This is a genomic window from Erythrobacter sp., assembly GCF_030066995.1.
In the GTDB taxonomy this organism is placed as follows: Bacteria; Pseudomonadota; Alphaproteobacteria; order Sphingomonadales; family Sphingomonadaceae; genus Erythrobacter.
Genome location: NZ_JASJAP010000001.1, coordinates 1066391 through 1080180, shown reverse-complemented (window position 1 = coordinate 1080180; position 13790 = coordinate 1066391). Strand labels below are relative to the sequence as shown.

14 protein-coding genes are annotated in these 13790 nt (G+C 63.5%); 10 read left to right on the top strand and 4 right to left on the bottom strand.

Annotated elements, in window-relative coordinates:
• Positions 1-55 precede the first annotated feature (55 nt).
• Positions 56-1462, top strand: a complete 1407-nt coding sequence (gene creD, locus QNI87_RS05135; protein WP_300594894.1) for a cell envelope integrity protein CreD — start codon at positions 56-58, stop codon at positions 1460-1462.
• Between the two features lie 75 nt (positions 1463-1537).
• Here creD and QNI87_RS05130 read toward each other — a convergent pair whose 3' ends face one another.
• Positions 1538-2005 (bottom strand): hypothetical protein, encoded by a 468-nt coding sequence (locus tag QNI87_RS05130; RefSeq protein WP_300594891.1) that lies wholly within the window; start codon positions 2003-2005, stop codon positions 1538-1540.
• 22 nt (positions 2006-2027) lie between these two features.
• Complete coding sequence (locus tag QNI87_RS05125) at positions 2028-2879, bottom strand: neutral zinc metallopeptidase (RefSeq protein ID WP_300594888.1); 852 nt, start codon at positions 2877-2879, stop codon at positions 2028-2030.
• 122 nt (positions 2880-3001) lie between these two features.
• Between QNI87_RS05125 and QNI87_RS05120 the strand changes: the two genes are divergently transcribed.
• The 7 genes from QNI87_RS05120 to QNI87_RS05090 all read left to right on the top strand — a co-directional run bounded on the left by QNI87_RS05120 (position 3002) and on the right by QNI87_RS05090 (position 9756).
• Positions 3002-3757: a 3-hydroxybutyrate dehydrogenase gene (locus QNI87_RS05120; protein WP_300594885.1), complete on the top strand. Its 756-nt coding sequence runs from the start codon at positions 3002-3004 to the stop codon at positions 3755-3757.
• The gene (locus QNI87_RS05115; protein WP_300594882.1) at positions 3754-5244 is read left to right on the top strand and encodes a M28 family peptidase; all 1491 of its coding nucleotides are present in this window, start codon (positions 3754-3756) and stop codon (positions 5242-5244) included. Before QNI87_RS05120 ends, QNI87_RS05115 begins: the two co-directional genes overlap by 4 nt.
• Positions 5245-5348: 104 nt before the next feature.
• The gene (gene guaB, locus QNI87_RS05110; protein ID WP_300594879.1) at positions 5349-6803 is read left to right on the top strand and encodes an IMP dehydrogenase; all 1455 of its coding nucleotides are present in this window, start codon (positions 5349-5351) and stop codon (positions 6801-6803) included.
• An 11-nt stretch (positions 6804-6814) separates the two neighbouring features.
• Positions 6815-7072 carry a hypothetical protein gene (locus tag QNI87_RS05105; protein ID WP_300594876.1) on the top strand — a complete coding sequence of 86 codons (258 nt, stop codon included), beginning with the start codon at positions 6815-6817 and terminating at the stop codon, positions 7070-7072.
• A gap of 222 nt (positions 7073-7294) precedes the next feature.
• Entirely contained in the window at positions 7295-8473 is a 1179-nt protein-coding gene (locus QNI87_RS05100; RefSeq protein ID WP_300594873.1) for an RsmB/NOP family class I SAM-dependent RNA methyltransferase, read from the top strand.
• 14 nt (positions 8474-8487) lie between these two features.
• The gene (locus QNI87_RS05095; RefSeq protein ID WP_300594870.1) at positions 8488-9051 is read left to right on the top strand and encodes a tetratricopeptide repeat protein; all 564 of its coding nucleotides are present in this window, start codon (positions 8488-8490) and stop codon (positions 9049-9051) included.
• 33 nt (positions 9052-9084) lie between these two features.
• Positions 9085-9756, top strand: coding sequence for a glutathione S-transferase family protein (locus tag QNI87_RS05090; protein WP_300594867.1), 672 nt, complete (start codon positions 9085-9087; stop codon positions 9754-9756).
• Between the two features lie 6 nt (positions 9757-9762).
• Here the strand turns inward: QNI87_RS05090 and QNI87_RS05085 are convergent, their stop codons facing one another.
• Both QNI87_RS05085 and QNI87_RS05080 read right to left on the bottom strand, forming a co-directional pair.
• Positions 9763-10248: an RNA pyrophosphohydrolase gene (locus tag QNI87_RS05085; protein ID WP_300594864.1), complete on the bottom strand. Its 486-nt coding sequence runs from the start codon at positions 10246-10248 to the stop codon at positions 9763-9765.
• Between the two features lie 2 nt (positions 10249-10250).
• On the bottom strand, positions 10251-11228 hold the full coding sequence (locus QNI87_RS05080; protein WP_300594861.1) for an alpha/beta hydrolase: 978 nt from the start codon (positions 11226-11228) through the stop codon (positions 10251-10253).
• 59 nt (positions 11229-11287) lie between these two features.
• On the opposite strand from QNI87_RS05080, the gene QNI87_RS05075 reads away from it, so the two are divergent.
• Positions 11288-12250, top strand: coding sequence for a metal-dependent hydrolase (locus tag QNI87_RS05075; RefSeq protein WP_300594858.1), 963 nt, complete (start codon positions 11288-11290; stop codon positions 12248-12250).
• Between the two features lie 94 nt (positions 12251-12344).
• Positions 12345-13745, top strand: a complete 1401-nt coding sequence (locus QNI87_RS05070) for a deoxyribodipyrimidine photo-lyase (RefSeq protein WP_300594854.1) — start codon at positions 12345-12347, stop codon at positions 13743-13745.
• Positions 13746-13790: the final 45 nt, after the last annotated feature.

The following is a 13790-nucleotide window of genomic DNA, read 5'->3' as shown; positions in this document are numbered from 1 at the left end:
TTCAGTTCATCGCTCACAATGCACGGTTCGCCTCATGCAAAAAGGAGGATGAGCCGTGTCCGAAGAGCGAAGCCCCGCAATAAAACTCATGATCGTCGGCGCGCTTGGCGCGGTCTTGGTTGTGCCTTTGATGATGGTCTACTGGATACTCGGAGACCGTCAGCACCAGGCGCGCGTGGCCCAAAACTCGGTCACCGCAGCCTGGGCCGGGCCGCAGGTTGTCGCGGGGCCCGTTCTTGTCCTTCCCTACACCGCGCGCACTCGGACCACTGAGACCGTGGATGGCAAGCCGGTCACGCGCACCCGTGAAAGGCGCGCTTCGCTCTATATCGCGCCAAGCCAGCAGTCGCTTGGGACAGAGCTCGATCCCGAAGTTCGCACGCGCGGTTCGATCCACCGCACAGTGGTCTATGAGGCCGCGATCACCGGCAGTGCGCGCTTTGCGATGCCGCAGGATCTGGCGCGTTTCGGGATCCGCCCGGAAGATCTGATGCTCGACAAGGCGATCATCCAGATGCCGATCTCCGACCCGCGCGGGCTTCAGACCGATGCGCGCCTGTCCGCAGGCGGCAAAGCGCTGGATTTGCGACCGGGTCTTGGGACGAACGAGGAAGGAAGCGGCGTGCACGCGTTTTTCGACTGGAGCGCGCGCGGCGATGCCACGGTGGATTACGCGTACGCCCTGCGCGGATCGAGCGCGTTCAGCCTTGTGCCGCGCGGCGAAGAGACCGAACTCTCGGTGCGCTCTAGCTGGCCGCATCCCAGCTTTACGGGCGGATTTCTACCCAGCGAGGCTGACCGCGAGATCGGCGAGGATGGGTTCAGCGCGGCATGGTCGATCTCCAACCTCGCGCTTGGCCAATCGCTGGTGAGCGCGGCATCGCCCGGCTTGCCGCAGGCCGAGACGCCCGCAGACGCGCCGGACTACCGAGCCTCGCCTCAAGCCACCGGCGACAAGCGCGCGACGATCCGATTGATGGAACCCGTTGACCTCTACAAGCAGGTCGAACGCTCGGTGAAATACGGTTTCCTGTTCATCGGTTTCACCTTCACCGCGTTTCTGATGTTCGACGTCGTCGGCGGAGCGAGGGTCGCGTCGGCGGAATACCTGCTGACCGGGGCGGGGCTGATCCTGTTCTTCGTGATGCTGCTCGCTTTTGCGGAGATAATCGGTTTCGCGCCCGCTTACGCGCTCGCCAGCGCGGCAATCATCGGTCTTCTGACAAGCTACAGCGCGGCGGTTCTCCGCGGTTGGCGGCGCGCGACCTTTATCGGCGCCCTGCTGACGGCTCTTTATGCTGTGCTGTTCGTGCTGCTCAACCTGGAGGAGTGGTCGCTCGTGATCGGCTCGCTGATGCTGTTCGTGGCGCTCGCCAGCGTGATGTACGCAACGCGCCGCATCGATTGGTCGAGAGTGAGCCTGAAGGGCGAGGATGAGGCGCTGGCCGCTGCGCCGACCTGATCAGCGCCTGGAAACGACGGACCGGGAGACGACGCGCATCGTCTCCCGGCCCATGGTTTCCGGGACATACCGGGATCACTCGGCCTTGGGTCGCGCAGGATATTTGCACCCCTTGGCCTGTCCCAGACCCTTCAGATAGCTGCGGCGGGCCACACCGGCTGTGACCGCGGCTTCGGCCTTCCGCTTGTCGCCCGCGGCGCCGGAAATCTCGCGCACGACGCCGCGAAACGGAATGAGCGATCCAACCAGATCCTTGGCCGCTTTCTTGGTGTTGATATGGATCCCGTCTTCGTCCTTTTCGGCGATGTCGTAATCGTCGCCCAGCACTGTATCGAGCCTGGCAATTTCGGCGACCAGCGCGTTGCATCGACCGTTTCCGGCCGGCGCGTAGGGATCCTCGAGCGAGGCGAGCAGAACGTCGGCAAGCTCTTCCTTGCTCAGGCCGAGATCCTCCAGCGGCGTCTTGGCGACGTCCTTTACGTCTTCCATATCGTCTTCGCTGACCTGGTGCGCGGCCACCGGTTGTCCGGTAACGGTGGCCATCAGACCCACGATTGCCACCGTGCTAAGACATTTGCGTAATCCGGTCGCAGGCCCGGTCATCGCCTTGCAGTCCGAGCGCGAGGGCCTTTTGTCTTTGTTCGCTGCTTCCATGCGTAAAGGTCTCCGGATTGACGCGCCCGGTCGAGCGCTGCTGAATGGTATCATCGCCGATGGCGCTCGCCGCGCGCAAGCCTTCTTGCATGTCGCCGCTATCGAGCCGGTTGCGGTTTTTCGCGGCCCACACGCCCGCATAGCAATCCGCCTGCAGCTCCATCAGCACGTTGAGCTGGTTGGCGAGGCGGGGATTGGCGTTTTGCGCGCTGCGTATCTGGCCGGAAATACCGGTGATCGTCTGGATATGGTGTCCGTATTCGTGCGCGACGACATAGAGCCTCGCAAAGTCTCCGTTTTCGCCCGACATGCGCGCAAGCTGATCGTAGAAGCCCACATCGATGTAGATCGTCTCATCGGCGGGGCAATAGAACGGCCCGGTTGCTTTCGATCCGACCCCGCACGCGGTCTGGAACTGCGAGGCGGTTTTGAATCGCAAGGTTGGTTGACGAAAGGGCACGCCCTGCTCGGCAAAGGTGCGCTCCCAGGTTTCGTTCAGCGATGTCAGCGCCGCGCAGGTTTCGCTGGCGTAGGCGTTGGACGAGCAAATGTCTTCCTCGCTCATGCCGGCGGGAGCCTCGACCGGCCCGCCGGCCTCCATGCTTCCCAGAACCGAGAGCGTTTGCGATGGATCGATCCCGAAGACGAGCGCCCCGATCAGCGCCGCCACGATCGCGAAGCACCCAACGCCGCCCGCTTTGCGGCCACGCCCACCGGTGGTGCCAACCTTGATCTTAGAAGTGTTGAAGGGATTTAGCCGCATGTTTTGCCCCTTGCGCGATCCGTGATGTCGCTTGCGTCCTGGAATGGTTCATTTCACTGGACAGGCGCGTTCCATGGCGCAAGAGCTTGTTCCCAGTCTAGTATATCAATTGGAGGGAGCCCGTGTTCCTCAAAGGAAAGCGAGCGTTGGTGACCGGATCAACGTCGGGGATTGGCCTCGCCATAGCGAAGGCGCTGCGCAATGAAGGCGCCGATATCATCCTCAACGGTCTGGGGGATCCGGACGAAATCGCCGCCTTGCAGCAACAGATCGGCGCCGATTTCAACGGGGCAAACCTGATGGACCCTGCCGCCATCGAAGCCATGTTTGCCGAGATCGGCGCGATTGATATCCTCGTCAACAACGCCGGGATGCAGCACGTCGCGCCGGTGGAGGAATTCCCGGTGGAGAAATGGGATGCGGTGATCGCGCTCAACCTGACGGCGGCGTTTCACACAACGCGGCTTGCCGTGCCCGGCATGAAAGCGAAGGGCTGGGGCCGCATCATCAACACGGCGAGCGCGCATTCGCTCGTCGCTTCGCCCTTCAAGAGCGCTTACGTCGCGACCAAGCACGCAATGTCCGGGTTTACCAAGACGGTGGCGCTGGAACTTGCCGAGTTTGGCGTGACCGCCAATTGCATCAGCCCTGGCTACGTCTGGACGCCGCTGGTGGAAAACCAGATACCCGATACGATGAAGGCCCGCGGCCTAACGCGCGAGGACGTCATCAATGAGGTGCTGCTCGCCAAGCAACCGACCAAGACATTCGTCCAACCCGAAGAAATCGGCGCGATGGCTGTCTTCCTGTGCCGCCGGGAAGCCGCCAATATCAATGGCGCGAACTGGAGCGTGGACGGGGGCTGGACAGCGGAGTGAGAGCCGCCGCGCTCCTCCTTTGTGCGCTCACCGCGTTTCTTGGCGCGTGCGCCAAGGCGCCCTTGGCAAGCGCTCCGCCCGCCGAGCGCGAGGCGATTGCCGCGCGGCTGACGCAGGATATCGAAACGCTCGCCAGCGATGAGTTTGCAGGACGCCAGCCCGGTACGCCAGGTGGCGAAAAGACGGTCGAGTATCTCACGCAGCGGTTTGCCGAAGTGGGCCTGACATCGGGCACCAACGATCCTGGAAACCCGTGGCGTGCGCCGGTCCGGTTGACCCGCTTTCGCGCCGACACCAGCAAGGTGGAGATCCTGATGGGCGCTCGCCGCACGCGGCTGAGCGATGATGAAGCCATTGCGGTCACCACCCGTCAGCGCGAGCTGATCGCCGAAGCGGACCTCGTCTTTGTGGGGTATGAGGCCGAAAGCGTCCCCGCCGAGGCTGTCATGGGCAAAGTGGCCGTGATGCTGGCCGACGCGAGCCTCAATCCCGAGCGGCGCATCCTGCTCGAAGCCAAACAGGCCGCCGCGGTGATTGTCGTACCCGATGTCGATGGCGCGCTCGATGGGTTCTTTGTTGCCAAGGTTCGCACCGAATCGGGCCCGGAGCGCGTCGCGCTGACCGGCGAGATCGACGAAGCGTTCGGCGCGGTGGCCACCAAGGCGGCCATGGCGCGGGTTCTGGGCGAAGAGCGCTGGGAGGCGCTGATGATGGCGGCCAGGCAGAGCGATTTCACGCCGGTCGATATCGACGCGAGCGTCAGCATCGAGGCGACGTCCGAGCGGCGCGATTTCACAAGCTACAACATTCTGGGGCGCCTGCCCGGCACCCGGCCCAACACCGAAGCGGTGCTGCTGCTTGCGCATTGGGATCATCTTGGATTTTGCGGTCCCGAGGGGGCGGTGGACCGGATCTGTAACGGCGCGGTCGACAACGCGAGCGGCGTTTCGGCCATGCTGGAACTGGCTCAGCGCCTCGCCGACGGCGGTCCGTATGAGCGCGACATCTATGTTCTGGCCACGACCGCCGAGGAAGCAGGGCTGCTGGGCGCGAAGGCCTTTGCTGCCAATCCGCCTGTGCCGCTCAAGAGCCTCATAGCCGCTTTCAACTTCGATTCGGTCGCAATTGCGCCCGCTGGCGCTCCGGTCGGCTTTGTCGGCGAGGGGCGCACGCCGCTCGATCCGCTGGTCCTCGAAACGCTCCTGGCTGCCGAACGCGATCTGGGCGACCGCGCGTTCGCAGACCGGTTTGTCCAGCGCATCGATAGCTGGGTGTTGCTGCAAGAAGGCGTGCCCGCCGTGATGCTTTCGAGCGCGTTCGGATCGGAAATCACCACCGGGCCGTTCTTCGAGGGCCCCTATCACAGCCCGTCCGATGAGGCTGAGGGGGTCGAACTGGGCGGCGCGATCGACGATTTGCTTCTGCACGAGGCGCTGGTGCGGCGTCTTGCCATTCCGGCTCGGGAAACCGGCGAAAACGCCCGCTAGGGGCCAAACCGGTGAAACGGCGCCGCGCTCCCCTAGCGCTGCATGGCCAAGCGTCCTACATGGCCCCGCACCCGATTCCCTTTTCGCGAATGAAAGTGCACCCGATGGACATCCCTCTTGGCCTTACTTTTGACGATGTCCTGTTGCGGCCCGCGCAAAGCAGTGTCCTGCCTTCGATGGCGGACACCAAGACCAAGCTGACGCGCGAAATCGGTCTCAACATTCCGATCCTTTCGGCGGCGATGGACACAGTGACCGAGGCCGACATGGCCATAGCGATGGCCCAGCTTGGCGGCATCGGTGTGCTCCATCGCAATCTTGAACTCGAAGAGCAATGCGCGGCGGTGCGGGCGGTCAAGCGTTTTGAAAGCGGCATGGTCGTCAACCCCATCACGATCGGCCCCGACGCGGTGCTGGGCGAGGCGCAGGCGCTGATGCAGCAGCACCGGATCAGTGGCATTCCTGTGACCGATGCGAGCGGCAAACTGGTCGGCATTCTCACCAACCGCGATGTGCGCTTCGCAGAGAATCCCGGCCAGCCTGTGCGCGAACTGATGACGACGGAAAACCTGGCGACGGTTCCGCTGGGCACCAGCCAGGAGGAAGCGCGCCGTTTGCTGCATCAGCGGCGGATCGAGAAACTGCTGGTGGTGGACGACGACTACAAATGCATCGGGCTGATCACGGTCAAGGATATCGAGAAGGCGGTCACCTATCCCGACGCGACCAAGGATTCAGCGGGCCGTCTGCGCGTTGCGGCGGCGACAACGGTTGGCGACAAGGGTTTTGAGCGCACCGAAGCGCTGATCGACGCCGAGGTGGACGTGGTGATCATCGACACCGCGCACGGCCACAATAAAGACGTCTCCAAGGCGGTCGAAAGGGTCAAGGCGCTGAGCAATTCGGTGCAGGTGGTGGCGGGTAACGTCGCTACCGCCGAGGCGACGCGATCGCTCGTCGATGCGGGCGCGGACGCGGTGAAGGTGGGAATCGGGCCGGGCTCCATCTGCACGACGCGCGTCGTCGCGGGTGTGGGCGTACCACAGCTCACCGCAGTGATGGAAAGCGCCGCCGAAGCCGCCAAAGCGGGCGTGCCGGTGATCGCCGATGGTGGCCTGCGCACCAGCGGCGATGCGGCCAAAGCTCTGGCTGCGGGCGCTTCGAGCGTCATGGTAGGCTCCATGCTTGCCGGCACAGCCGAAAGCCCGGGCGAAGTCTTCCTGTTCCAGGGCCGCAGCTACAAGAGCTATAGAGGGATGGGCAGCGTTGGCGCGATGGCGCGCGGGTCCGCAGATCGATACTTTCAGCAGGATATCTCGCAACAAAAGCTGGTGCCCGAAGGGATTGAGGGGCAGGTGCCCTTCAAGGGCCCGGCGTCCGACGTCGTTCATCAGCTTGTCGGCGGGATCAAGGCGGCGATGGGCTACACCGGCTCGGCGACGATCCGAGATCTGCAGGAGCGTACGCAATTCGTGCGGATTACCGGCGCCGGGCTGTCCGAGAGCCATGTTCACGATGTCGCGATCACGCGCGAGGCGCCAAACTATCCAACGCGTTGAGGGAGGATGGAGTGATTGAATTTGCCCCATTTCTGCTGATCATCCTGGGCTGGCGGGCCGAAAGACCCGGTGACATCGATCTCCAACGTCCCGAAATCCTGTTTGAAACACGTGAGGCGTGCGAAGAAGCCGGCGCCAAGATGGCGGCTCGCATGACTCAGGCAGCGCTCGACAAGAGTGGAGCCGAATACCAGCATCGCTGCCTCGCTGCGCCGCGCATGAAAGAGTATGACGAGGCGTTTGAGCGGATCAAGACGCGCAGCCCGTGACTTTGGCCGTCCGCTGTTTTCCTACTGCGGCCCGGTGTGGCATGCGGACGCGATGAACAAACGCGCGCGTCCGATGGTTAGGGCTCGGTTGCACCTTTGCGCGGATCGCTTCGTTGGCGCGTTCCAGCACGGGGCGATTTTTCTGGCTCAGGACAGTGTTCCAGGTGTTCCACCCGTTCTCCACGCGCGACGAACCGAGTGGTTTGGGCGGAGCGCTGCGTCGTGACCCCCGCCGCGCGCGTTCAGGCGGCGATCGAGCTGCTCGACCGGATCATCGACGCCGCGCGGGCGAAGGGCGCACCGGCGGATCGACTGATCACGGCCTACTTCAAGACGCGGCGCTATGCGGGTTCGAAGGATCGGCGCGCTGTGCGTGAACTGGTCTATCGCGCGGTGCGCCATTGCGGAGAGGTGCCGGACAGCGGGCGCGCGGCGATGCTCGCTTTGGCCGAAACGGACCCCGCTCTTTTCGAGCTGTTCGATGGCTCTGCGCACGGCCCCGCGCAGCGTGTGTCGGGCGAACCGGTCGCCGAGGCGGGCCTGGCGCCTGACTGGCTGATTGAAGCGCTCGCTGCATCGGGGATCGAGGGCGAGGCGGCTTTGGCGCTTCTGGATCGCGCGCCGCTCGATATCCGTGTTAACGCGCTCAAGGCGTCTCGCGAAACGCTCGATCTGCCCGAGGTAGGAGAGCCGCTGATCGCGCCGCACGCTTTGCGCTTTGCGACCGGCACCAAAGTCGAGCCATGGCACGCCTTTCGGGACGGCATCATCGAGGTGCAGGACCACGCGAGCCAGCTGATCTGCGAGGCGGTTCCGGCCAATCCGGGTGACACCGTCCTTGATCTGTGCGCGGGCGCGGGCGGCAAGACGCTGGCTCTTGCTGCGCGTTTCGGCAACGCCCTGAGCCTGATCGCGTCGGATACCGACAAGCGGCGGCTCGGCAATCTGGCGCCGCGCGCCGCGCGGGCCGGGGCGGCGATCGACCACACCGTCCTGCTCGATCCCGGCCGCGAACTCGAAGCGCTAAGCGCGTTCAAGGGCAGCGTCGATCACGTTCTGGTGGACGCGCCGTGCTCGGGCAGTGGCACCTGGCGGCGCAATCCGGAAAGCCGCTGGCGGCTCGATCGGGCTGAGCTTGCGCGTCTTAACGCCCTGCAGGACCATGTTCTCGACGTCGCGGCCGCGCTGGTGCGATCGGGCGGGAGCGTGACGTATGTTACGTGTTCGCTGCTCGACGCCGAAGGGCCGGATCGGATGAGCGCGTTTCTGGACCGATGTCCGCGCTTTTCGCCGGATGATGCCAAGCTCCCCCTGGGGACGCCGCGGGGAACAGGAACGCGGCTCGATCCGTTCCATCACGGCACGGACGGGTTTTTTATCGCCATCGCGCGCTGCGCATGATAGGCTTAAGAGCTATGGCTAAGCCCTCAGTAACCCAGGTCGATGTCCGACCGGAAAGCCGGGTTGCTGGTCTGAAGGAGTTGTTCATGCGTTTCGCCCCCGCCGCCGCTGCTCTCTCGCTGTTTCTTGCCACCACGGCCAGTGTCATCAGCGCGGCCGACAAGGTACCCGATCCGCGAGCCGCCTCGTTAATCGCGCAAGGACAAGCGGCTCTGGCGACCGGGGACACGCAGGGGGCGATTGACGCTTATGAGGCCGCGCTGGCGGTCGATCCGGGCTACACGCCGATCTTCCTCGAATTGGCGGAAGTGGCGCGCCAGGAAGGCCTGCAAGGCAAAGCGATCAAGTATTACCGCGAAGCCTTGGCCCGCGATCCCGGCAACTTTGCAGCCATCTCTGGCGAGGGCGCGGCTCTGGTCGAGAAGGGCGCGCTTGAGAAAGCCAAGCGCAATCTGGCCAGGTTGCAAAGCCTGTGCGGCGACGCCTGCCCGGAAACGCTCAGCCTAGCGACCACGATTGAAGCGGGGCCTTCGACGCGTTTTGCGGTCGAAAGCGCCGACGCTCCAACCGCCAACTAGTCCGCCCGAGGTTTTGCAGCAGGGGGCGATGCGATGCTGACGCTGCATCACCTTGAGTATTCGCAGAGTTTTCGCATCCTGTGGCTGCTTGAGGAATTGGGCGCACCGTACGAACTCAAAACCTACAATCGCAACCCCGAGACCAATCTCGCGCCCGATGCTTACAAGGCGCTTTCGCCGCTAGGCACCGCGCCGGTGGTGACCGATGGAGATCTGGTTCTCGCCGAAAGCAACGCGATCATCGACTACGTGCTCGACGGTTATCCCGACAGTCCCCTCAACCCCAAGGCTGGCAGCCCTGATCGCGCGCGCCATCTGTTCTGGTATCACGCCAGCCCCGGTTCGCTGATGTCGATCCAGAGCGTGGCGATGATCCTCGGCCTGCTCGAAACCCGCGCGCCATGGCCAGTGAGCTCGCTGCTCAAGGCGATCTTCGGGCAGGTGCGCAAACTCTTCATCAACCCGCGCACCCAGGCGCTTTACACATTGATGGAGAAGGATCTGGGCGAAAAGCCGTTTTTTGGCGGCGACAACCTCACCGCAGCGGACATCACCTTGATCTACCCCATGATCGCCGCGCGCACGAAAGGGGCCTTTCAGGGCTACCCCAACATCCTCGCGTGGTTCGACCGGGTGGAGGCGATCCCCTCTTTTCAGGCGGCGCGCGCCAAGGACGACCGCCCGCACATCGATTTCCGTTTCTGAAACGCCTCAGATCAACTCGCGAAACTCAGCGACGAGAGCGGCGTAGACTTCGCGTTTGAAAGACACGATCCTTTCGGGCAGCTCATCAAGCGAGAGCCAGCGATAGGCGTTGAATTCGGGCGGGGCGTGAGCCTCAAGGTTGATATCCGCCTCTTCGCCCAGAAACCGGCCGAGGAACCAGTACTGTTCCTGCCCGCGATACTTGCCCTTCCAGACCTTGCCCAAAAGCTCTGGCGGCAAGTCATAGCGGTGCGCCGTGGCCGAGCGCGCGAGCACCTTGACTTTGTCCGGGGTGATTCCGGTTTCCTCTTCGAGCTCGCGCAGAGCCGCTGTCTCTTCGTCTTCGCCCGGATCAATCCCGCCTTGCGGCATCTGCCAGGCCCCATGCGCGCGCGGATCGATACGCTGGCCGGTGAAGACAAGGCCTTCACGGTTGACCAGCATGAAGCCCGCGCATGGGCGGTAGGGCAGGTCTGCAGGATTGATTGCCATGCTTATGGCGTCTCCAGTTTGAACTTCATCGCAGCGATGATCCGCTCAAGATCGGCCTGCGTGCTCGGAACCGCTTGGCGAAGATTGCAGAAGGAGTGGGTCACACCCTTCATCTCGATAAAGGTGAAGTCGGAGCCAGCATCGGCCAGCGCCTTGGCGTAGTCGCGCCCCGAATCGCGGATCGGATCGAGGCTGGCGGTGACGAGCACCGTGGGCGGGGCGGCCGCGTGATCGCCCAGAATGGGAAAGCCGCGCGGGTCGGAGCGATCGGCCTGGTAGGCGGCGTCGAAGAATTCGATGGCGGCTTTGGTGAGCACATAGCCCTCGTCGAATTTCCCGAGGCTGGCCGAGCCCAAGGCGTCGCTGGCGAGCGGAAAGATGGGCACTTGCAGGACCACCGTCGCTTCTGCGGGGGTGGCGGCGAGCAACTGGCTGACCGCGATGGTCGCGGTCCCCCCGGCGCTGTCGCCGATTGTGATCAGGCCAGTAGCCGGGCGGCCCAGCGCCTCTGGGGACGAAGCGATCCAGCGCGCGGCGGCTTCGCAATCCTCGATCGCGGCGGGGAAGGGGGCCTCGGGTGCGCGGCGGTAATCCACTGCGACCAGTGGCAGGTCCATCAGCGCGGCGATTTCCGTGCACAGCGCGTGGTGCGTCTCGAGATCGCCAATCACGAAGCCGCCGCCGTGGAAGAAGCTGATCACCGGACCCGCTTCGCGCGTCTCGCGCGCGTCGTAGAGACGCAGCGGAATCTCGCCCGCTGGTCCGGGACACGAGAGGTCCTCGATCACCGCCAGATCGCGCGCCGGTCGATCCGCCATGCCGTGCAGCGTCATGTAAGATTCGCGCGCCTCCTCCAGGGACATATCCGTAATCGCGGGGCTTCCCATTGCGGCAAGGGCGTCGAGGAACATCTTCATGTCAGGCCGGATGAACGGCGCTTGGTCCGCGGGCGTGTCGGTCATGGCGCGAGTGTCTCCCATATCTCGTTCTTTGACGGACCTATGCACCATCGCTAATCGGCTGAAAACAAGGAACCTGCATGGACAATCTGACACACGGTCTCACCGGCGCCCTGATGGGGCAGATGGGACTGAAGGCGAAGACGGGACTCGGGCTGGCCGCGCTCGTTCTTGGGGCCAATCTGCCCGATATCGATGTAGTGGGCCTGTTGTGGCTCGACAGCACCGAAGCCCTGGGCTTTCGGCGCGGGATCACACACGGGCCTATTGGTGTGGCGTTGTTACCGGTCGGGCTGGCGGCGCTGCTGTGGGGCTTTGACCGATGGCAGGAGAGGCGCGGGAAAAGGCCGGAGGGTCGCGATCCGGTGAGCTTCAAGTGGCTATACATCTTGGGACTGATCGGCGCGATCTCGCATTCGCTGATGGACTGGCTCAACGTCTACGGCGTGCGGTTTCTCTATCCGTTCGACACAAGCTGGTATTACGGCGACACGCTGTTCATCATCGATGTGTGGCTGTGGGCGCTGCTTGGGGTGAGTGTCTGGTGGTCGGCGCGCGGTGAAAAGCACGGCGGATCGGGACGCCGCCGCGCGGCGTTTGCAATGGTGGCAAGCGTCGCGTTGGTCGGCCTCAATTGGGCGATCACGACGCTGGATTATACAACGCGCGGCGAGATGACCGAGCCCTACCCGACGCGCTTCATCGCCGCGCCGCTTCCGCTCGAGTTCTGGCGACGAGAACAGATTGCGCAATTGTACACAGGCGAGTGGATATCGAGCGACTGGAGTGGCGATGACTTCGGCTATGGCTACCGACGTTCGAAGGCGCAGCAATGCGAGATGCCGGACCTGAGCGCGGTGCGAAGGACGAATTCCCAGCTCGACGGCTTTCTCACCTGGACCAGAGCGCCCTTTGCCGAACGCGCGCAAGACGGTTCCGTCATCCTGCGCGATGCGCGCTTCTACGATCCGCGCGCGCGCGAAAGCTTCAGCGTTGCTTTGCCCGATTTGGAGTGTGTTCCGCTCCCGCTTGCGTCGCCCTGATCTTGGTTCTGGGTCCATCTCCGTCTCCCGGGACCGATCACAGTTTTGACGATGGATGCTGAAACGAGTTCAGCATGACGGCGTTTGCTAGGGGATGACTGATACCACCCCCCAAATAGTATGGCTGCGGCGCGATCTGCGCATGGCTGATAATCCTGCGCTCTATCACGCTGCGAAGGCGGGCCCGGTCATCGCGGTTTTTGTGCTGGATGATGAGCGCGCCAGCACCCACGCCTATGGCGGGGCCTCGCGCTGGTGGTTGCACCATTCGCTCGATAGCCTCCAGAACGCGTTTGCGAGACGCCACGCCCGCATCATCCTGCGCAAGGGCGATGCGGTCGGGGAGTTGCTCAAGATTGCCAAGGAAACCGGCGCGACCACGATACACGCCAACCGCCATTACGAACCCTGGTGGCGCAACGCCGAGAAGGCGCTGGCCGAGGAAATCGATCTGAAACGCTACGACGATGGCAATTTCCTGACTGTGATGGGCTCGATCAAGACCGGCTCTGGCGGGCAGTACAAGATCTACACCCCGTTCAGCCGTGCGGTGCGCGAGCAATTCCCCCCGCGTGACGAACTGCCCGAGCCCGAGACGCTGTCTTCTCCGGACGATTGGCCCGCCTCTGACGATCTGACCGAATGGAAGCTTCTTCCCGCAAAGCCCGACTGGTCGGGCGGCATTGCCAAGGCTTGGGAGGTTGGCGAAGAGGCCGCGCATGAGCGCCTCAAGTGGTGGGAAGACCACGTTGACGACTACGACGACAAGCGCAATTTCCCCAGTGTTGAGAAAGTCTCTCGTCTTTCTCCGCATCTGCATTTCGGCGAAATCACCCCGGTCCAGATATGGCACCGCTTCAAGCGCAAGCGCTCGGATGGCTGGAGAACTTACGAAAGCGAGCTGATCTGGCGCGACTACGCGCAAAACACCGTCGCTCAGTTCCCGCTCTACGCCCGCGACAATTACCGCGAGGACTTCGACCAGATCGAGTGGCGCGATCCCGAGACCGACGAAGAGGCCGCGCGCGATCTCAAGGCGTGGCAGCAGGGAAGGACCGGCTATCCGATCGTTGATGCGGGCATGCGCGAATTGTGGCGAACGGGCTGGATGCACAACCGTGTGCGCATGATTACGGCGAGCTTCCTGATCAAACATCTGCTGCTCGATTGGCGCGAGGGCGAGAAGTGGTTCTGGGATTGCCTGGTGGACGCGGATTACGCTTCGAACGCGACCAATTGGCAGTGGACCGCGGGCACAGGCGTCGATTCCAACATGTTCAGCCGTATCATGGCGCCGCTCAGCCAGTCGGAGAAATTCGACTGCGCGAAGTATATTCGCACATTCGTGCCCGAGCTCGCCGATCTCGATGAGCCCTACATTCACGATCCAGAGGAGTTCGGGCGTCTGCCAAAGGCCTATCCGCCCAAGATCATAGCCCACCGCGCCGCCCGCGAACGCGCGCTGGCAGCGTACAGGGCCATGAAGGACGATTAGCGAGGACGGTTAACCTCAGGCTTGCCGCGCGCTTGGGGCGGCGAC

Coding starts and splice junctions, on each gene's coding strand:
- QNI87_RS05130 (WP_300594891.1), bottom strand. CDS start 2,005: ATGGCCACCGTTACCGGACAACCGGTGGCCGCGCACCAGGTCAGCGAA.
- QNI87_RS05125 (WP_300594888.1), bottom strand. CDS start 2,879: ATGCGGCTAAATCCCTTCAACACTTCTAAGATCAAGGTTGGCACCACC.
- guaB (WP_300594879.1), top strand. CDS start 5,349: ATGGACATCCCTCTTGGCCTTACTTTTGACGATGTCCTGTTGCGGCCC.
- QNI87_RS05095 (WP_300594870.1), top strand. CDS start 8,488: ATGGCTAAGCCCTCAGTAACCCAGGTCGATGTCCGACCGGAAAGCCGG.
- QNI87_RS05090 (WP_300594867.1), top strand. CDS start 9,085: ATGCTGACGCTGCATCACCTTGAGTATTCGCAGAGTTTTCGCATCCTG.
- QNI87_RS05085 (WP_300594864.1), bottom strand. CDS start 10,248: ATGGCAATCAATCCTGCAGACCTGCCCTACCGCCCATGCGCGGGCTTC.
- QNI87_RS05080 (WP_300594861.1), bottom strand. CDS start 11,228: ATGGGAGACACTCGCGCCATGACCGACACGCCCGCGGACCAAGCGCCG.
- QNI87_RS05075 (WP_300594858.1), top strand. CDS start 11,288: ATGGACAATCTGACACACGGTCTCACCGGCGCCCTGATGGGGCAGATG.
- QNI87_RS05070 (WP_300594854.1), top strand. CDS start 12,345: ATGACTGATACCACCCCCCAAATAGTATGGCTGCGGCGCGATCTGCGC.